Annotated in this window: 13 protein-coding genes; 5 read left to right on the top strand and 8 right to left on the bottom strand. The window is 45.6% G+C overall.

All coding sequences use genetic code 11. From position 1 onward, the window contains the following. Position 1 precedes the first annotated feature (1 nt). Positions 2 to 457 carry an ankyrin repeat domain-containing protein gene (locus ACRBG0_RS11930; RefSeq protein WP_431487114.1) on the top strand — a complete coding sequence of 152 codons (456 nt, stop codon included), beginning with the start codon at positions 2 to 4 and terminating at the stop codon, positions 455 to 457. 58 nt (positions 458 to 515) lie between these two features. Beyond that, entirely contained in the window at positions 516 to 1,145 is a 630-nt protein-coding gene (locus ACRBG0_RS11925; RefSeq protein ID WP_431487113.1) for a copper homeostasis protein CutC, read from the top strand. Positions 1,146 to 1,306: 161 nt separating this feature from the next. Here ACRBG0_RS11925 and ACRBG0_RS11920 read toward each other — a convergent pair whose 3' ends face one another. The 8 genes from ACRBG0_RS11920 to ACRBG0_RS11885 form a co-directional block, all read right to left on the bottom strand. Beyond that, positions 1,307 to 3,076 carry a sodium:solute symporter family protein gene (locus ACRBG0_RS11920; protein WP_431487112.1) on the bottom strand — a complete coding sequence of 590 codons (1,770 nt, stop codon included), beginning with the start codon at positions 3,074 to 3,076 and terminating at the stop codon, positions 1,307 to 1,309. Between the two features lie 13 nt (positions 3,077 to 3,089). After that, positions 3,090 to 5,387, bottom strand: a complete 2,298-nt coding sequence (locus ACRBG0_RS11915) for a glycoside hydrolase family 20 protein (protein WP_431487111.1) — start codon at positions 5,385 to 5,387, stop codon at positions 3,090 to 3,092. Between the two features lie 32 nt (positions 5,388 to 5,419). Further along, positions 5,420 to 6,148: a phytanoyl-CoA dioxygenase family protein gene (locus ACRBG0_RS11910; protein WP_431487110.1), complete on the bottom strand. Its 729-nt coding sequence runs from the start codon at positions 6,146 to 6,148 to the stop codon at positions 5,420 to 5,422. A gap of 10 nt (positions 6,149 to 6,158) precedes the next feature. Continuing rightward, positions 6,159 to 9,428 carry a VCBS repeat-containing protein gene (locus ACRBG0_RS11905; protein WP_431487109.1) on the bottom strand — a complete coding sequence of 1,090 codons (3,270 nt, stop codon included), beginning with the start codon at positions 9,426 to 9,428 and terminating at the stop codon, positions 6,159 to 6,161. 79 nt (positions 9,429 to 9,507) lie between these two features. Next, positions 9,508 to 11,079 carry a RagB/SusD family nutrient uptake outer membrane protein gene (locus tag ACRBG0_RS11900; protein ID WP_431487108.1) on the bottom strand — a complete coding sequence of 524 codons (1,572 nt, stop codon included), beginning with the start codon at positions 11,077 to 11,079 and terminating at the stop codon, positions 9,508 to 9,510. A gap of 212 nt (positions 11,080 to 11,291) precedes the next feature. Continuing rightward, on the bottom strand, positions 11,292 to 14,279 hold the full coding sequence (locus tag ACRBG0_RS11895; protein WP_431487107.1) for a SusC/RagA family TonB-linked outer membrane protein: 2,988 nt from the start codon (positions 14,277 to 14,279) through the stop codon (positions 11,292 to 11,294). A 107-nt stretch (positions 14,280 to 14,386) separates the two neighbouring features. Next, positions 14,387 to 16,309 carry a glucosamine-6-phosphate deaminase gene (gene nagB, locus ACRBG0_RS11890; RefSeq protein ID WP_431487106.1) on the bottom strand — a complete coding sequence of 641 codons (1,923 nt, stop codon included), beginning with the start codon at positions 16,307 to 16,309 and terminating at the stop codon, positions 14,387 to 14,389. Next, complete coding sequence (locus ACRBG0_RS11885; RefSeq protein WP_431487105.1) at positions 16,306 to 17,280, bottom strand: ROK family protein; 975 nt, start codon at positions 17,278 to 17,280, stop codon at positions 16,306 to 16,308. The genes nagB and ACRBG0_RS11885 overlap by 4 nt, the downstream gene beginning before the upstream one ends. A 258-nt stretch (positions 17,281 to 17,538) precedes the next feature. On the opposite strand from ACRBG0_RS11885, the gene ACRBG0_RS11880 reads away from it, so the two are divergent. The 3 genes from ACRBG0_RS11880 (at position 17,539) to ACRBG0_RS11870 (ending at position 21,198) form a co-directional block, all read left to right on the top strand. Beyond that, on the top strand, positions 17,539 to 18,624 hold the full coding sequence (locus tag ACRBG0_RS11880; protein ID WP_431487104.1) for a substrate-binding domain-containing protein: 1,086 nt from the start codon (positions 17,539 to 17,541) through the stop codon (positions 18,622 to 18,624). Positions 18,625 to 18,665: 41 nt separating this feature from the next. Continuing rightward, the gene (locus ACRBG0_RS11875; RefSeq protein ID WP_431487103.1) at positions 18,666 to 20,615 is read left to right on the top strand and encodes a CocE/NonD family hydrolase; all 1,950 of its coding nucleotides are present in this window, start codon (positions 18,666 to 18,668) and stop codon (positions 20,613 to 20,615) included. A gap of 115 nt (positions 20,616 to 20,730) precedes the next feature. Beyond that, complete coding sequence (locus tag ACRBG0_RS11870) at positions 20,731 to 21,198, top strand: energy transducer TonB (protein WP_431487102.1); 468 nt, start codon at positions 20,731 to 20,733, stop codon at positions 21,196 to 21,198. Positions 21,199 to 21,240 lie beyond the last annotated feature (42 nt).

Below are 21,240 nucleotides of genomic sequence, written 5' to 3'. Positions count from 1 at the left end.
GATGATTTTTTTTGATGCTATCCGCGCTGGAAACATAGAGGAAGTAAAAGCCCAACTTGCTGACAATCCTGCCCTAGCAGAAGAAAAAGATGCACGGGGGTTCACACCGCTCGTAATGGCAACCTATAGTGGCCAAATGCCCGTTGTAAAGGTTCTTTTGGCTGCAGGTGCCGATATCGACGAACAGGCTGGATCTGGTAATACCGCATTAATGGGCGTTTGTTTTAAAGGGTCTGAAGAGATGGCCAATCTACTGTTGGATCACGGCGCCGGGGTGAATATCCAAAACACAAGCGGAGCTACAGCGCTTATCTACGCTGCCACGTATGGCCACACCGCTATAGTGCAAATGCTCCTAGAAGCGGGAGCTTACAGAGGTCTAAAAGATACAGATGGTAAAACAGCACTGGATCACGCTAAACACCAAGAAGTGGCCGACCTGCTAAAGACTTCGTAAACAAAACCTGAGGCTGCAAAACCATCAAAAAAGCCTTCACTTAAATATGCCCTCTCTAATGCAGAAACCTATTATCGAAGCTTGTGTAGAAACAATCAACGAAGCAATCAACGCTGCTCAACGAGGAGCAAGTCAGCTAGAGTTATGTAGCGACTTGGCGCAAGATGGTCTGACGCCAGCACTCGCCCTTACCAAGCGTACTTTAGCAGCCGTCGATATTCCGATAAAAGTGATGATTCGCCCCAGGGGAGGAAATTTCGCATTTACCTTGAAAGAGTTGCGTCTTATGTGGGATAGCATAATGGAATTCCAGAAAATAGGTATCCGACATTTTGTTATAGGGATGGCTACGCCAGAAAACGAGCTGGATATCCCTGCCATTAGTGCGCTTTGCGCGGCATTTCCGGAGGAGGAATTCACCTTGCATAAGGTGGTTGACTACGTAACTGATCCGCTCGCCAGCATTCCGGCCCTTAATCAGATACCTAACCTGACCAGTATTCTCACCTCTGGTGGTGACCCCACCGCGCTGGAAGGTGCTGATCAAATCATGGCCATGCAAGACTTATTACATCCGTCCAAACACATCATTGCTGCCGGAAAAATTACTCAAGACAACCTGATACAGGTACAAAGCAAGATTCAAGTACCTGCCTATCATGGCCGGCGGATTTTGGGGGAGTTGTAGGTAGGGTATTGGGCCCTACGCTGAAGCACATTTATGTGTTTGGTTTTAGTCTCGGATGAGGTCGAACCTCAATTCATATTGGATCACCAGATACAAGAATCAAAATAGAGGGCGATATTTATTACACGCGACCTCATCCGAGAAAACATGGCCCCAAAGCCTTATATCTTCTGCCATGCCTTTCTTAGGACATAAGCTGAAATGATGCTAATCACCGTTCCAACAATGGCATAGGGCATATTGCCATAGAGCCAAAACCCGGTGGTAAACAAGATGCCGTAGACGAGGAAAATCCCCGCAAACATACCTGATAATTCTCGCGGTAATTTTCCGATCGTAACCTCTTCTTTTGTAATAACCTGATCCGCTAAGGCTTGCGCTACAACCGGCTTCCACCCCATTCTGTGAGGCTTAATGAGTTGGTAAAAATGCACCAGGGTTCCTCGATCAACGGAAGGTGTGAGAAAGGTGACACTTACCCAGCCAATGGTGGTAATGGCAACACTCAGCAATAGCTCGATGTGGTTAGGAAAATAGCCTGGGATGATGAATTTGAATACAATAGCAATAACAAACGAAATCACCATTGCTGACAATTCACTGTAGGCATTGATTCGCCACCAAAACCAGCGCAGGATAAAGAGTAATCCCGTTCCTGCACCCATAAGGACAATGATATCAAAAGCTGTTTTCGCATTTTGTAAAAAGAGGGCCAAAACAGCTGCAACAACCATCAACAGCATGGTAGATAAACGCCCAATCCAGACCATCTTTCGCTCGCTCACTGATGGGTCAATAAAGCGCTTGTAAAAGTCATTGACGATGTAAGAAGAGCCCCAATTGAGGTGAGTAGAAATGGTAGACATGAAGGCCGCTATCAAAGAAGCGATCACGATGCCCAACAGGCCATTGGGTAAATAAGTAAGCATGGCCGAATAGGCCAAATCGTCATTGACAACACTTTGGTCAACATTAGGAAATGCCGCACTGATGGAATTGAGGTCAGGGAAAACAACGAGCGAAGCGAGAGCGATAAGTATCCATGGCCATGGCCGTAGTGCATAGTGTGCAATATTGAAGAAAAGTGTGGCAGCAATAGCGTTTTTCTCATCTTTGGCAGCCAACATACGTTGCACGATATACCCGCCACCACCGGGTTCGGAGCCCGGATAATAAGCGGCCCACCACTGCACCGCCAGCGGAATAATCAAAAGACTGATCAGTGCATCCTTATCCGAAAACGAAGGGAGTATATCTAGTTTATCAATGACATTTTCGTGTTGCAGCAGTTCTGTCAATCCACCCACCTCGGGGAGGTTTACAATAACAATAGCTGCCCATATCGTGCCTATCATTGCAATGATAAACTGGAAGAAATCTGTCAGAATGATACCTTTCAAGCCACCGATTGCCGAATAAATGACTGTTACGACCGAGGCAATAAGCAGTGTTTGGATGGGCGATAAGTTCAGCATCGTGCTTCCAATTTTGATAGCAGCCAGACAAACCGTAGCCATGATCAAAATATTGAAAACAACCCCTAGGTAAAGCGCCCGGAAGCCTCGCAAAAAAGCGGCTTCCTTGCCGCTGTACCGCAATTCGTAAAACTCCAGGTCTGTAAGAATGCCTGACCGCCGCCATAGTTTAGCATAAATAAAAACGGTCATCATTCCTGTAATCAGGAAAGCCCACCATTCCCAGTTGCCGGAGACGCCGTTTTTCCTGATAATATCCGTAACCAGGTTAGGAGTATCTGCCGAGAAGGTCGTTGCTACCATAGATACGCCTAGCAGCCACCAAGGCATGTTTCTTCCGGAAAGGAAAAAATCCGAAGAACTTTTTCCACTCTGCCTGGAAACCATGATCCCAATCACCAGCGAAACAATAAAGAAGGCCGTAATAAAGGACCAATCGAGTATACTTAGTGTCATGACAACTGTTTATTTATTTTACGCTTATTTCATCCACAAAGAGCCACGATGCGTTACCCGCTCCTTGTTGCCCTTGCGGTATGATGCCGAAATTCTTAATCTCTATTCTTATGTATCGGGTAGCGATCGCCGGAAAGGTAATCCTGGGACTTACGACCTTAGTAGCTCCTGTCACCTGCTCTAAACTACCGACTTCAGTGAATGTTGTTCCATCTTCAGAAGCAGCTACTACCACTTGGGCTGGCAGGTAAATCCACTGCCCTTCTCCTTTGAAGAAGCGAAAAACGACTTCGCTAATTTCCTTTTCGGCGCCAAGATCAATGGTGGCTAAACAATCCTCTCCTGAAAAGCCAAGCCATTCCTCATCTCCGTACCGTTCATCACTGCCATTGACGCCATTGAGGAGTGCTTCTGGCCCGCCGCTATTGAATTTAGGGTGAGGAGCATTGGCCAAGGTAACAGTATGGCCCGTAGCCAAATGAAAGCGAATTTCCTGCTGCCAGCCTCTTCCCACGGCTTTACCCTCCAAGTAATTTTGAGCTCTGATGGTCGTGGTCGTATCAACCACCAAAGTATTGGTATAAATCGGGTTTTCTGGCCCTGGCTCACTACCATCAAGCGTGTAATGAAGCTGTGCATTTTTAGCAAGGGTGCTCAGGCTCGTTACAACTTGCCCCTCTTTGGTATCAATATCTGCTGTGATTTCATAAAGGTGATTAGCTGGCTTTATTCCCATTTTTTCCAATCGTTGGAGGTGGGTGGTTAAGCGCACTACGAAATCTTCAAATTCCCGATTCTCTCCACTCCAAACCACTTCTGCCAATGCACAGAGGCGTGGAAAGATCATATACTCCAGCTTCTCCTGGGTGATAATGTACTCGGTCCAAACGTTCGCTTGCGCTCCCAGAATAAAATGGTGCTGCGAGGCCGGTAATTCTTCTGGAATTGGATTATAGCCATAGACTTTTTCCAGGGGCGTCAAGCCACCAATGGCCAGTGGTTCGTCAGGGTGATCACTCTGGTAGTAATCGAGATAACAATGAGAGGTCGGTGTCATGATGACATCATGGTCGGCATTGGCCGCTTCGATACCTCCCTCGATACCTCTCCACGACATGATGGTTGCATTGGGAGCGAGGCCGCCCTCCAGAATTTCATCCCAACCAATGATTTGCTTTCCTTTTTCATTTAAAAAAGCTTCTATTCGGCGGATGAAATAGCTCTGTAATTCATGCTCATCTTTTAGTCCTTGCTCTTTCATCAACTGCTGACAGAAAGCACTGTTCTCCCATGCCGACTTTGGGCACTCGTCGCCGCCGATATGGATATATTTCCCAGGAAAAAGGCCAGCGACTTCCGCTAGCACATTTTCCAAAAACGTAAAGGTCGCTTCGGTTGGGCAAAAAATATTTTCTGATACGCCCCACTTTTGCCATACTTCAAAAGGCCCTTCAGTGCAGGCCAATTCCGGATAGGCAGCGAGTGCCGCCTGGGCATGCCCTGGCAACTCGATTTCAGGAATAACCTGTACAAAGCGTTCCTCGGCATAACGAATAACCTCCTTGATCTCTTCCTGTGTATAAAACCCACCGTAGCGCTGACCATCAAACTGATGAGGTTCATCATTATAATGCCCGACCAGCGTTCCGTTTCTAAAAGCGCCAACCTCCGTTAGTTTTGGGTATTTTTTGATCTCAATTCTCCATCCCTGATCATCGGTAAGGTGCCAATGAAAAGTATTCATTTTATGATAAGCCAGCTGATCAATGATTTTCTTTACACTTTCCACCGGATAAAAATGGCGCGCAACATCAAGGTGCATTCCACGGTAGGAAAAGCGGGGCTCATCCTCAATTTCGGCACAAGGAAAAAACCAAACACCTTCTGATTGGGCATCAAAAGATAACAATTGCCGCAAAGATTGAACGGCATAGAATATCCCTTTTGCAGTGGCAGCTTGCACACTTACCTGCTGTGGCGTTATGGAAAGATGATAGCCCTCAGGCGCTTCGATGGTAGTCGCTAGCTGAAAGACAATCTGGTTGTCACCTTCCGATTCTCCTTGCGTTAAGGTTAGGTCATTCGACGCATTCATTTGCTCTACAAATTGCTGCACAACTGCGTCTACGCCCTCATTCTGCCCTTCCACAAAGACGGTGGTAGCTTCGTTGATAATAAATTGGCCTTGCTGTGGCACCACGCTTTGAGGTAGAGGGATAACCGCATAGCTGTTCTCCAAGTCCGTTGCTACAGGAGAGCACGACTGCACGAAAACGGCCATACAAAAGGATAGGAATATATATCTGAACATAGTACAGTTTTAAGGATATTGCAATTTTAGTTTCATTGTCTTACCTCACGGTTCCCCAGGTGATCAAAACCTTTTGAGCGTTCGTAAGTAATCATGTCTCCTGGTCTGAAGTTGGTGATAAATGCCCGTCGTCGCCGATCCGTGCTATTCCCCCGAGCGTAGTGAATCGTTCGGCCTGAATGAAAAGTGCAACTTCCGGCAGAGATTTCCGCCGCGATGGCTTCCTCCTCCTTGGCTTCGCATTGTAGTGCGCCTCCCTTACCCGTTTGATGATGAGGCCGTAAATTTACTTCGTGAGAAGCTGGAACAAACCACATGCAACCATTTTCCTTTTGCACATTATCTAATGCGACCCAACAAGATACCGCCCGCTTGTCGGGCATGTCTATCCAGTATGCTTCATCCTGGTGCCAAGGAGTGGGCGTATTGGTATGGGGTAATTTATCAATCAGCATATCAAAATCAAGAGCCATATCATCACCTAACAAAATTTTTGAAATGGCAAGCGCTCGCTGATGCAGCATCGAATTTTGAAGCGCAGGATAGAGCAATGATGGTCTCATAATCTGCACAATCTTTTCCGGCTGATCAGGACTGGATGCTCCACTTAAATCTGATCGCTGCCCTTGGGCATCAATCTTACCATTCAAGAAGTCTTCATACACTTCCCGGAAGTAATTCACTTCTTCGGTAGTCAGTAGGTTTTCGTAAACGAGGTAACCTTCTTTTCTGAAAAAAGCTATTTGTTCTGATGTAACCATAAACTTAGATTCAGTTATTCAATTGATAGGCCACCACAGCCTCTTTGTTACGTGCAAAAAGTAGGTATTGAGTCGTCTTCGACGTTATTATAGCCACTTGGTTAGTGCGCCCGCGTACCAGCAATCCGCTCTCTTCTGGCGTTGCTGCTACAAATCCCCCTCCTTCCTGCTGAAGCAATACCAGCCCGTGGTTACCATCCATTCTTCCAAGTTTCACTTTTGCTTGTAAGGTGTTTCCTGCCAGGATGAGATCTGTTTTTCCATCTTGATCTACATCAGTAGCGGTAATTGCATGAACAGGGCTCATTTGAGCACTTGCAGGTAGTGGTCTAGACTGTAACTTGCCATCAATATTCTCGAAAATCATGGTCTCTAAATAAGAAGCCTGATACTTCCTTGCTTCCGCAATGGCTTCTGGAAGGAGAATATCTGGCAGCTGAGCCGTGGCATAATCTTTAAAATAAAGGAATTTCCGTTTCAACTCCGGCAACTGACTTATCAAATCATCGCGTGATGCAAAAGGCCAAGATTGACCATCGACATGGTAAAAAAGCAGGGGGTCAACACCTCCGTTATTGTCAAAATCACCGGCGTACAACTCCAGGGGCTCTTCTTCACTCGCCTTTAGTTGGGTATTGATTCCTAAATTCCCTGCCACCACATCCAGGTCTCCATCCTGGTCAATATCCACCAGATGGAGGCTGTTCCACAAACCAAAGTAGGGCTGAGAGAAATACTTTTGAGTTTGCTCTACCAATTGACCATTGGCGAATTCATAAATCCGAGGTGTTGTCCATTCTCCCAAGACCAATAATTCCATTTTTTGATCTCCGTTGAAATCGCCCCAGGATGCGGCTGTGACATTATCCGCCGGAACGTCCTGGCTCGTGAAATTCCCGGAACCATCATTTAGCAATAATTGGCTTGGGTAACTTTCCGGGTATCCTCCATATTTATAGCCTCCTCCTATAAAGAGGTCTGTATCGCCATCCTGATCAACATCTGCGGCGGCTACACAATTGGTACTAATATGCTTGGTTGGCAAAGTATTTCCATCTGTTCTAAAAGCACCATTGGGTGTGCCAAAGTAAAGGCGATCTCTAAGCTGTGGGGCCTCTGCCGGAAACTCGTAACTGCCACTGGCAACATACAAATCGAGGTAATCATCGCCGTTGGCATCAAAGAAAACAGCATCACTGTCTTCGTAAATCATGGATTCAGGAGAAGAGAGCAAGGAGTTTACTGACATAAATCCACCTTCCTGCTTTTGGTACCACAACTGCCCTGCGGCACCCGCACCATTGCCCATGAAAACATCGTCTAATCCATCTCCATTGGCATCCCCTACCGCAAGTGCTGGCCCCATACAAGAAAAGAACCAGGGCAGCAATGACTGTATTTTGAAATCATTGAAACTTCGTTCTTCATGTTTAAAATCCAATAAAGAAGTTGCGCTAAACAACGAACTGGCGGCCTTCTTTTCTGTCGTGTTTTGCTGCGCAGTCTCTAGGTCTACCTCCAAGGTTTGGTCAACAGCCACATTATTGAGAACAACCTGTGAATGATTGGGAAGAACAAGTACCACCGAATCCACTTGGCTGATATTTCCTAAACCAAAATGCAAAACCCCACCTACCGTCGACTGAAAGCCACGCACAGGTTGCTGCTCCTGAAAGAAGACTTTCCCCTGAGCATGGGCATAGACCTTTGTACCAATCCCCTGTGGGTTTTCTTTATTACCAGAAAGGTTTATTTTCAGGTAATGATTGTCGTTAATAGCGCGTGCGTTGTTTTGGTATACCGTCGCATAGTCGCCCGTGTTATTCAGGACCAAATCAAGGTCGCCATCATTGTCCAGGTCGGCATAAGCTGCACTTTGAGAGACCATTTCCTTATCCAAGCCCCACGTAGAAGTATGGTTCTCGAACCGTAAGCCGTCTATATTTTTAAAAAAATAATTGGGAACGATGATAGGCGGCATTTCGGCCATGTACCCCTCAAAATCAACGGGCGTTTCTCCCCGATTTATTTTTATCACCTCATTGGCTGTAAAGTTCAAAAAGTCCATATCTGTATGGTCTTTGGGATAACCATTTGCTACAAATAAGTCTTTGTACCCATCATTGTCAAAATCAAAAAACAGGGGTGCCCAACTCCAGTTGGTATTAGAGACACCGGCAAACTGTCCGATCTCGGTAAAAGTGCCGTCTCCATTATTGAGCTGGAGCATATTCCTACTCGATTGGTGATGAAAACCATCCTCTGCAAGCATATTTATTTTATCGTAATTGTCGACTCCAGCGTGCATTTTCTGCTGATAATTACTGTGAGGCAACATATCTAAACTAACGAGGTCTACGAGTCCATCGTTATTAATATCGGCCATATCTGACCCCATAGAAAACATGGCTGTATGGTCAAAAGCTCCGGAAGCCATATCTTTAAAAGTCCCGTCTTGCTGATTGAGGAAAAGGTAATCCGGTTCATTAAAATCATTCCCAATATAGATATCCGGCCAACCATCTTGGTTGATGTCCGAAATGCTGATCCCCAGACTGAAAGTCAACACATTTCCGTAGATGCCGGCCTCCGTCGTTACATTGGTGAATTGAGCACCATCGTTGCGAAAAAGCTTATTGGTAAAATCCGGATCTTTCTTGTTGCGCAACTGAAAAACTTCCTGCGAACCCCGAGAATATTCGACGGTAGAATGATTTAGTAAAAACAAATCCAAATCACCATCAAGGTCATAATCAAAGAAAGCACTGTGGGTGGAATAAGCAAGATCGTCAATCCCATACTCCGCTGCTTTCTCAGTGAAAGTCAGGTCGCCATTATTGATAAATAGTAAGTTGGACCGCAAATCATCAAAGGGATAACCGGCTCGGCAAATGTAGATATCCAGCCAACCATCCTGGTTGATATCCACGGTCGTTACACCAGTACACCATCCTTCTTTCTCTGCTATTCCTGAAGAGGTTGTCACATCTTCAAAATGAAAATCACCTTGGTTAATATACAGCCTGTTCTTGACCATATTACCGGAGAATACGATGTCTTCAAGTCCATCGTTATTAAAATCTCCTATTGCCAGGCCTCCGCCGTTGTTAAAATATTGGTACTTGAAGATGTTGAAGTTTTCATCTTCGCGGAGCAGATTCCTAAAATCAATTCCTGTCTTATTGCGGCTTACTTCCGTAAACAATTCCTGCTTATCAGAAGATTGGCAAGCAAGCAATAAGGTTCCTAAAAGAACGAAAACACTACAGATACGAAGCATAGGCGAAGGATTTATAAAGAAGGCATTTTGACCACAAATATTGTGATCAAAATGCCTAACCAAAGTAGTGTATTAAATCTTAATCAATATCCCACCAAAGGCTTACGCCGCCATTGTCTGAGCCTCCCAGGCAATCGATGCCACCTTGTACCCCGTTAGGGTTTTGGGCATATTCACTTGATGGATACTTGACACGCTTGATCTGCTCGTCGGTATCAATTTCGCCATTGCTATTGTTCAACACAACAGGAAATAGCGGAGGATAGCTCGTACGGCGGTATTCCGACCAAGCCTCCTGCCCGTCAGGGAACATCGCAATCCACTTTTGGGTGATGATTCTCTCCAGCGTCGTTTCAAAATCATCGCTATTGTCCCAAGCAATTGTTACGTTGCTCATGGCGCTGATACTGTTGTCATTATTGAATGCATCAACATAATCAATAGCAGTATTGGTATTGTCAGCGAGGTAAGCATCTACGCCGCCAAGGCCAAATTGTTCAAATGATTTACGAACACCTTCTTCGTACAGTTCCTGAGCAGTCCCGCCCATATTCCAACCACGAAGTGCTCCTTCTGCACGCAGGAAGTAAACTTCTGAACAAACCATGATCTGCACATCGCCCAAGCTCTGTAAAGCCGAGAAATCTACATAATCACCCTTATCAGCAATAGGAATACCTATGCGGATACCTTTGTAGGCATCAGCCACGATTTCCGAAGGACGGAAATAAGCATCTAAACGAGGATCGTTATAACCTACTAAAATAGATTCCATAGGCGCGCCCATACGAATATCATTCCAAGCATTATTGATGGTATTCATCGGATGAGGAATACTGTTCTTAATCGTAAAACTACCCTCATTTTCTGTCATCAAGCCCATTGGATGGGTGTAAGCTGCTTCTGCTTCCTGCTTAGCCCTTACTGGATCTACTTTAGAAATACGGATTGCCAGGCGGAGGCGCAAAGAGTTGGCATACTGTATCCACTTGGTAATATCGCCAGCATATACTTCGTCGAAACTGGAGAAAGGTTGCTTTCCAGGGTTGGCATCCACGTAATTGGTCAACTCATTGATACCATCATTGAGATCATTGAAGAAAGCATCATAAGCATCCTCCACACAATCGTATTCAATCGTACCATCGGCTTCTACTTGCCCAAATTTAGTATAGATGATGGGGCCGAAAATATCTGCCACCCTGTGCATCGCTGTCACTTGAACGATCTTCAACCAGGCAACAAATTCAGGGAATTTATCGCCGGCATTGCTTACTACATCAAGACCTGGCGCCATAACATCCTGGTAGGCAGGGTTCCATGCCCAAGTGTTCCAACCGTCTACCAAATTGTAATTCATATTATTAGAATTACCTGCAAACGGGGTCGGTGGCATCATATAGCCAGAGTAAACATCCCCCATCAGGTTCTGCTGAAGCTGGGTTACCCAGGCTGGTGTGTGAACATAAATGTTCTGGATAATATTGATAAAAGGTTCTCCCACCAGTTTGAAGTCGCGCTCCAAATCGGCGTTGGTAATCGCGTAAGGATCTTGATTATACTCTTCAAAATCTTTATCACAACTTGAAAAGTTGAAGCATAAGAGGGTCAGTAAAAAAGCTGAACCCAGGTAATTAATATATTTCATCATTGTTTTTCTTTTTTAGAAAGGAACAGCACGAAAATAAAAGCGTTTTTTTTCATAACAGTTGAATAAGCGCTTCATTTTAAGCGCTTTAACTATTTGGAAAACTTAGAAAACCTCGCAGAAGCAGCGAAGCTAAATCGCACTTTATTTTCTGCGCAATACAAAGGCACTGTTAATGCCAAATCAAATTACAAACCCTAAGATTTCGTCGCCGCTTAGAATCCGAGTGAAAGATTGAAACCAAAGCTGCGAGTAGATGGCAAACTGAATACATCTACCCCTTGGAAACCTACGCCGGTAGAGAAGGTCACATCGGGATCAAAGGGTGCATTGTTAGTGATGAAAAACAAGTTTCTACCAATCAGTGAAATCCTAGCGGTATTCAGGAAACCTAAGTTCTCTGTAAATGACTTTGGCAAATTGAAGCCTAAAGACAACTCTCGAAGGCGGATATTGGTAGCATCGTAAACGTAGTTTTCGGTAATACCTGAACGGCCTCCTACTGCGGTGTAGTAAGCTTCGGCATCCACTTTGGTACCGTTTACCTCGACTCCTCCTGCATCACGCGCATCGGCAGAACGCTGGGAGACCCCAAATTCATCCAATAATGCCTCGGTAATAGACATCACTTCGCCGCCAAAACGGCCATCAATAAGAAACTTAAGGGTTACACCTTTGAAGGTAAGGGTATTAGATAAGCCAGCCATAAAGTCTGGATTAGGGTTACCCAAATACTCTAGTGCGCCCTCCGTTGGCTGTGGTGCGCCACCATCCAACAGGATATTACCATTGGCATCGCGAGCAAACTTACGGCCATAGATATCACCGAAAGAACCTCCCGTTCTGATCACCATTGCGTAACTGTTTACACCGGCATCATTGATAAAGAATTCACCGTTATCAAGTGCAGGGTGCAACTCAATGATTTCATTTCTGTTAGCCGCCGCATTTAGCCCCATATTCCAGCTGAAGTTATCCGTTTGCACCAAATCCAGGCCAAGAAAAACTTCAACACCGGAGTTTTCAACATCACCAGCATTCACCAGGTACTGTGAAAACCCGCTACCAGCAGGAGCACTAATGCGCAAGAACTGATTGGTTGTATTGGTCTTGTAATAAGCCAGGTCAAGGCTCAGCTTATTGTTAAACGTTCGGAAGTCTAAACCAATCTCCAGCGACTTGGAAAGTTCTGGCTCTAGCGTGCTACCAGGAATAGGACCTACACGATTTACATTCAAACCTGTAACGGAAGAAATTTCGTGGTTGCTGGTACGCGCGTTAACAACATAAGCTGAAACGTCATTACCTACAGTAGCATACGATGCACGTAATTTAAGGAAATCAATACCATTGCTGCCCATAAGTTCACTAAGTACAACACTACCCCCTACCGAATAATAGAGGAAGGATTGATCAGGCAAGGCAGATGACCAGTCGTTTCTCACTGTTGCATCCAGGTAATAGGTGCTATTGAGGCCTAAAGAAACGCTTCCAAAAGCAGCATTCAGCTTAGAACGTGTAAGCGACTGTTTGAAGTTGGCATTCGGCTGGTTAATGTTTTGCAAACTGAAGATATTGGCAAAACGCAGATCAGCGCCCTGGGAATCAAAATCATCCTGTGCAAACTCTGTTTGCCGATGGCTCATACCAAGATTAGCATTGACAGACAGGTTATCAACTTGCTTATTAGCACTCAGGATCGCATCCGCATAAGTCTGGCTGTTATTAAAACGATTCAAAATATAGCGGCCATTTGGGTCAGCCAATGTAGCCTGTGTGCTGGCATAGATACTTTGCTTGGCCTCATCAAAAGCCTTATCTGTGTTTCCACGCAACTTAAGATCTAACCAATCATTAAGGCGAACCTTTGCACTCAAAGAAGCAATCACACGGTTACGGGTTTGCTGATTGAGGTTTCTGTTTAAAATCCAGTGTGGATTCTGCTGAATATCCCGATCGGCAACCCAATTTTGTACGTTGAAATTGCGATCATTAGAAAAGATCTCAAAATTATCGCGATAGGTATCAAAATCCAATCCTCTAGGAAAGAAGTATAATCCGGTCAAAGGATTAAAATACAACCCCGAAGCAGGACGGTTTTGCACCTCCTGGCTAATAAAGCTCGCCGAGCCATTCACTTCCAATTTGCCATCATAAAAGTTACCTGTTTCAGTAAGCGTGAAATTATGACGGTCCAATTCATTGGTAGGAACAATGCCTTTAGCCTGGGTATTAGAGTAAGAAAAGTACGTTTGCATGGTCTCACTACCACCACTGATAGACAAAGAGTTGATCCAGTTCACGCCGGTCTGGAAAAAATCATCGACGTGGTTGCTGGCATTCACTTGTGGGCCCCAGCTAAACTCAGCGCCATCACTGGTCTGACCATAGGTATACTGCAACTCTGGGCCATAAGCCGCATTCTCCGTTACCATGCTAGACGAGAAGTTGATCTTCGCTGTTCCAGCTTTTCCCTTTTTGGTCGTAATCAGGATAACACCATTTGCTGCTTGGCTACCGTAAAGGGCTGCCGCAGAAGCGCCTTTCAAAACAGTCATACTCGCGATATCATCCGGGTTGATATTAGAAATACCATCCCCCGAATCAATTCCTCCTCCAAAGAGGTTTTCCTGGTCCCCCTGACGAGAATTAACCATAGGGATACCATCAATCACAAATAAAGGTTCGTTGTCGGTCAAAGACTTGTTCCCACGCAACACAATACGGGTAGAACCACCAACACCAGACCCATTTCGGTTGATAACGACACCAGCAGCCTTGCCCGTAAGGGCATTGATGGCATTGACGTCCTTCACATCCGTGAGGGCTTCTCCTCCTACTTCTTGAGAAGCATAGGTTAATGATTTTTTCTCTCTGGAGATACCCAGTGCAGTCACTACTACTTCGTCCAAGTTAACCCCTTCGCGAAGTGTTACATTGTAGGTGTCATCACTCCCAACGGTAATCGATTGAGAAGCATACCCCGTATAAGAGAATTCAAGTATTGCTCCCTCGGTAATCGATAGCTCAAAATTACCGTCGTAATCAGTAATGGTACCTTGGCTTGTCCCTTTTTCCAAGATGCTTACCCCAATAAGAGGTTCACCATCCGAAGAAGACACGGTACCCCTGATGTTTTTTTGTGCCGATGCAGCCGAAACTGTCAGCACCACTAGCAAGAGTAAAGTGAAAAAGTTTTTCATAAAAAAAGTTTAATGAACATTAATGTAGCTTCTTCCCTCATCAAGGTTTTAGCCCTTGGGGATAGTGAGCTGAGTACTTAGTTATTTGTTGGAGGGGTTATTATTTATTAGAACTTCCACCTTCGGAAGGCTTCTATCGCTTCGTATTCTGAAAGGCCCAGGCTCCGATAGATGCGGGCAGTATCCCGGTTTCGATCTTCGGCACGTTGCCAAAATTCTCGTTCATCATCGCCGGGAAACGGAGGACTGTCTTTTTGCGACTGGTGCATAAAAATGGCTTTGCGTTTCTTGTGTAGTTCTACAGGACTGAGCGGCACGGCCATTTCAATTTCGTGCGCGGGCCACTCGTGCCATGCGCCACGATAGAGCCAGAGCCAACAATCTTTCATCCATTTTTGGCTCTGTAGTTCTTGAAAAGCGCTAAAAATAGCATTGAGACATACCCGATGCGTACCATGAGGGTCTGCAAGATCGCCGGCGGCAAATACCTGATGGGGCTTGATTTCCGTCATCAAATCCTTGATAATCGCTATGTCCTTTTGCCCTAAAGGGCTTTTTCTCGTCGATCCTGTTTCGTAAAAAGGGAGATCGAGAAAATGGATATTTTTCTCTCCCAGGCCACAGAATCGTGCGCCTGCTCGTGCTTCGCCTCTCCTGATGAGCCCTTTTATTAATCGAACTTCATTGGTGTCTTTGGTAGAAATTTGTTTCTTAGACAGGAATTTCAGCGATTTTTCCAGGCTGCTCTTTTGATCTTCTTTCAGTAGGTCTGTATGCTCGCCCAGCTCTTGGATAAACTCTACAAATCGAGCTGCATCATGGTCATGAACAGCAATATTCCCGGAGGTCTGGTAAGCAACGTGTACATCATGCCCCTGCTCTACCAGGCGCAAGAAGGTCCCTCCCATTGAAATTACATCATCATCGGGATGAGGACTAAAAATAATTACCCGTTTTTTAGCTGGCTGCGCACGTTCCGGGCGACGACTATCATCCGTGCCTGCCTTTCCTCCAGGCCATCCGGTGATGGTATTTTGCAAGCGATTATGTACTTTAATATTCAAATCATAAGAGGAAGCGTATTCGATAATCAAATCGCTCAAATGATTTTCATTGTAATCACTGTCTGTTAGACGTAGGATCGGTTTTTTCACCGTTTGTGACAACCAGATAACAGCCTGTACGACCAGGTCGTCCGTCCATTGGCAAATCCCTACCCTCCAAGGTGTTTTCACTCTGGTAAGGGCCGTGGATGCAGCTACATCAATGAGCACACTCACATTAGGATGCTCCTGTAGAAAAGTAGCAGGAATATTAGGAGAAACCGGCCCCTCTGCGGCTTGCTGTAAAATATCGGCTTTATGGTGCCCCCAACCTAAGAGGTAGACTTTACGAGCTTTCATTATGGTTCCAATACCCATCGTAATTGCACGGTAGGGAACAGACTCCGGTTGTAAAAAATCCTTGAGTGCATCCCGCCGTGTAATATCATCGAGGCGTACGAGTCTGGTCTCCGATCTGCGCCAGGACCCCGGTTCATTGAACCCAATATGCCCTGTTCGACCAATGCCCAGCAGTTGAATATCGATGCCTCCTGCCTGGTCAATTTTTTTCTCATATTCCCGGCAATAGGTTTCTACCTGGTCCATCTCAATGGTGCCATCTGGAATGTGGATATTATTGGGGTCAATATCAATATGCTTGAACAAGTACTCGTGCATAAACCACACATAACTTTGTTCTGAAGCAGGAACAATAGGATAATACTCGTCCAGGTTGAATGTGATCACATTCTTGAAGCTTAACCCTTCCTCTTTATGAATGCGAACAAGTTCTTTATACACATCAATAGGTGATGACCCTGTAGCCAAACCCAGTACAATGTGCTCTCCTTCCTGCTGTTTTTGACGAATGGCTAAAGCTATAGAACGGGCTACGTGCTTTGATGCATCGGTAGCGTCTTCCCAAATTTTTATGGGGAGCTTCTCTAACGATCGGAGTTGATACTTCAAGGTATGATTGCTCATCATGACAGACATTTAGACGATGATTTTAGATGGTTCCAAACAATAGAAGCGGCACCAATAATTGCAGCTTCATTAGTTGCCGACGAGGAACGTAAAACTTTCACCTTCCCCTTATATATACTGAGGAGTTGTTCCTCCATTGCTACAGCTACTTTTTCGATAAGAATTTCTCCGGCATTCGCTAAACCACCCGCTAGAAAAATGGCCTCTGGTTCAAAAATGGCGACTAGCTCTGCCAGCTTTGCCCCTAAAACCTCTCCGGTAATCGAAAATGCCTCCAGCGCCAGTGGATCTGCCATCAAAGCAGCCTGATAAATTTCCTCAGCAGTAACTTGATTAAAAGTCAAATCACGAAACACACTGGACTCATTGGAGTCTGCCAGTAATTGAAAAAGGGTTCGCTTGATCCCGGTAGCAGACACATAAGTTTCAAGGCACCCAATCTTTCCGCAGTGGCAAGTGCGGTTACTCCGGGCAATTGCAGTGTGCCCCCATTCTCCGGCCTGGCCATTTGCGCCCGTTACCAATTGATGATTCACCACTATCCCACACCCCAGACCTGTACCTAAAGTGAGTACCACATAATTAGCCATCGCTTCTGCACCCCTCTGAACTTGCACGCCAAGCGTTGCAGCATAGCTATCCTTGGTAAGAAGTGTTGGCAATAAAAACCTTTCTTCTACCAGCTTAACAATTTCTACTCTTTCAGAAAAAGGAAGATTAACAGCCCCGTATATAACTCCCTCTTCAGGAATGCCACAGGGGGCTCCTATCCCAATACCTTGAAATTTATGCTCTTTGGTCAATCTCCCTGAGATCTCTTCAATCGCCTGGAATAAACCTGCAAAAAAAGCGTCCTCATTTTTGAAATCCTGGGTGCTAACGCTAACCGTATCAAGCACATTGAAAGCCTCGTCCACTGCTGCCAGCTTGGTCGAAGTACCACCGATATCAATGCTTAATACTGTTGCCATCTCCTTGAGTGAAACATGCTCGGAAGCACTTTTTTTTATATGTAATTGTTCCTTTTGACAAGGTAAAGGTAGGAATTTTTCAATACAGTGTGTGCGCACACACAAAATATTTTTACTTTTGTGTGCGTACACACACATATTTAATTCTAGCTGTGCACGCACACACACTTATTTAATTCGCATATCGCCAGAAACACCTAGGTAGCGTAGTTAATAAAAGTGCTTACCTTTTTTTACCTTTAGAGACAGGATTATTTTATGAAGAAGAAAATAAGAATAAAGGACATTGCCAATAAGGCTGAAGTATCAACAGGGACTGTTGATCGCGTGCTTCACAATAGAGGCAAGGTATCACCCGAGGTTAAAGAAAGAGTACTGAAAGTTATAGATGAAATTGGGTATGAGCGCAATATACTTGCCAGCGCTTTGGCATATAACAGAACGGTCCGCATTGCCAGTTTACTCCCCTCTCCTGAAGATGACCTGTACTGGTCGCAAACCAACGACGGGGTGCTAAAAGCCGTAAAAGCTGTACAACACTATGGCTTGGCATTGGAACAGACTTTCTTCAATTATGGCAGCCCTGCCAGTTTTGTTGAAAAAGCTAAGGCCGTTATCAAGACCCTTCCTGATGGTCTGCTGTTTCCTCCAATGTTTGCAGAAGAAGCCCGCTGGTTGATCAAAGAATGTGAAGAGCACGAGATCCCTTACGTCATCATCAATACCAATCTGGAAGGGGCTGAACCGCTCTGCTACATCGGACAAGACTCTTACCAAAGTGGTGTACTTGGTGCTCGACTTCTTAATTTTGGACTTAACGATGGTGGTGTGGTTTGCATCCTTAATCTGGACTACAGTACTAAAGCCGCACAGCATTTGATCAGTAAAGAACAAGGCTTCCGCGATTATTTTGAGGAAATCAATAACAAGCAAGTCCAGATAATCAGAGAAGATTTTGATCAATTTGATGACCCCAAAAAGCTGGGGGTCTTCTTGAATAATTTGATCAATAACACCCCTTTATTAAGAGGTATTTTTGTTACCAATTCCAGAGCGCATAAAATCTTAGAATGCATTGAAGATCTTATTGTTAGCAAAAATCTTAAAATTGTTGGCTTCGATTTAATTGACCCCAACTTAAATTACCTGAGAACCAATAAGATCAATTTCTTGATCAATCAGAACCCTGCAGACCAGGGATTCAGAGGAATTTATAGTTTGTTTAAATCACTCATCCGTAACGAAGAAGTAGAGAAACAACAATACTTGCCCTTAGATATTGTGGTGAAAGAAAATGAAGCATATCATGTAAAGAAGCTCACTGAAGTGGAACTCGTTCTTTAGCGCTTAACTATTACTATATTTATTCCTCAAAACATTCAATAATGAGGAATACCTTACTCCTGCTGCTGGCACTCGCTTTGTTTGCCTGTACGCCTACCCAACAAGTTACCCAAACCATGACGGTAACCACTACCTCTACCGTACCTCAACAGGCCGTCACGGAAGAGGTAATGACAACGCCTGCGGAAAACCCCAAGGCTTTTTACAACAAAACCGAGCACTACATCACCATGCGCGATGGTATCAAGCTCTATGTTGCGGTCTACACCCCCAAGGATGCGAGCCCGGAGAACCCCTACCCCATCATGCTTCAGCGCACCTGCTACAGTGCCCAGCCTTATGGCGCAGATCAGTACCCCGAGCAGTTTAATCGGTTTGAAGAATTGGCCAACGAGAAGTATATTTTCGTCTTCCAGGATGTCCGTGGCCGTTGGATGAGCGAGGGCACCTTCGACAATATGCGCCCCTATATCCCAAACAAACGCTCTACCAGCCAGATTGACGAAAGCAGCGACACCTACGATAGTATCGACTGGCTGGTGAAAAACATCCCAAATAATACTGGCAAGGTAGGCGTCTGGGGCATTTCTTACCCTGGCTTTTATTCTACCTGCTCCCTCATCGACGCACACCCTGCCCTGAAAGCGGTAAGCCCGCAAGCCCCGATCGGCGATTTCTACTTTGATGACTTCCACCACAACGGGGCTTATACCCTGGCCTACTGGTCGGTCAACAACCTTTTCGGTATTCAAAAAACAGCACCTACCAACGAAGCCTGGTACCAATTTCCTAACATGGGGCCTGATCCGTATGATTTCTATCTCAGGCACACTCCACTGTCTAAACTCGATGCCGTCTCCAATCAGGATAATTTCTTTTGGAAGGAGATCATGGCCAACCCCGACTACAATGAGTTTTGGCAAAGCCGAAACATCGTCCAGCACCTCAAAGACATCCGCCCGGCAGTAATGACCGTAGGCGGCTGGTTTGATGCAGAAGACCTCTACGGGCCGCTCATGACTTATGGCAACATCGAAAAATGGAACGACGACACTTACAACACCATCGTCATGGGGCCTTGGAGTCATGGCGACTGGTCGCGCCGCAAGGGCTGCCAATCCGTTAGTAATGTATTTTTTGGTGAAAACATCAATGAAGATTACCAGGCCGATGTCGAAGCCCGTTTCTTCCACCACTGGCTCAAAGGCCCCGCCGATGGCAAAACCGGCCTCGCCGAAGCCCACATGTTCGATTGTGGCACTAAGGTATGGCGCGACTTTGCCAACTGGCCACCAGAAAACACCATAGAACAAACCATCTTCTTGAATGATAACGGTAGTCTTTCTGAAGAGGAGCAAAAGCAAGAATCCGCTGCTTCCAGCTTCACCAGCGACCCAGCGCACCCAGTACCTTTTAATACGGATATCAAGCCGCTATTTATTCCGCGCAAATACATGGCCGACGACCAGCGCCACGTAGCGCGCCGCCCTGATGTGCTCACCTTCACCACCGAGCCGCTTATGGAAGACGTCACCCTGGCCGGGCCTATCAACGCCCAGCTTTTTGTAAGCACCACCGGCACCGATGCCGACTGGATCGTAAAAGTCATTGACGTTTATCCCGACAATCACCCCGATTACGAAGAAACCCAGGACAACCTCACCATGGGTGGTTACCAGCAATTGGTTCGGGGCGAGGCCTTCCGAGGTCGCTACCGCAATGGTTTCGAAAAAGGCGTACCATTTGCACCCAATGAAATTACCGAGGTCAGTTGGAAACTGCAAGACGTGATGCACACCTTCAAAAAAGGACACCGCATCATGGTCCAGGTTCACAGCAGCTGGTTTCCTTATATCGATATGAATCCGCAGACTTTCGTGCCCAATATCTTTGAGGCCACCGAAGCGGATTTTCAGGCTCAAGAGCACAGCCTTTATCACATGGGGGAATACCCTAGTAACATCAAGGTGAGTGTTCTTACAAGGCAATAAGATAATAAGGTAAATTCATGAATTTACCTTATNNCCTTAGGTGCCTTTGGTTGTTCAAACCATGCAAAAGCACCAAATCGCTTTTATATTTCATCTTTAAGGAAAAATATGCCTTATGAGATGGCTCCCCTTTTTACTCCTCTTCAGCGGTGGTTTTCTTTCCGCTCAAGTTTGCAACCTGGCTGCTTTCCCCAAAGATCAGGATACGCCCGAAATGATGTTCAACACGTCAGAAGTCATGCCGTTACTGCTCATCAAAACCAAAAACTCGGGAGCCGACTACCGCAAACAGGCAGAACAGCAGATGCTCCACTTCATTTACAGCAATTTGCGCTACCCTCCTATTAGCCGTAGCAATTGCATCAGTGGTACCATTGTCGTTTCGTTCACCATCACGGCCGAGGGCCTTATTGACCCCGCATCCATCACCTGTGTCCGTGATATCGGTGGTGGTTTTGGCGACGAGGGCAAGCGCCTCATACAGCTCATGGCTGACCTGGGTTGGCAGTGGGTTCCCGCTACCCAATGTGGAAAGGCCGTCCCTGTCCGCTTCAATTTACCCATCAGAATTCGGCTTGAGTAGTTTTTTTTGGCATCCCCCCGTACCTACCGGTCGGGGCCGGGC

Source organism: Lewinella sp. (assembly GCF_050633125.1).
Taxonomy (GTDB): Bacteria; Bacteroidota; Bacteroidia; order Chitinophagales; family Saprospiraceae; genus Lewinella.
This window is presented reverse-complemented; position numbering and strand designations above follow the sequence as displayed.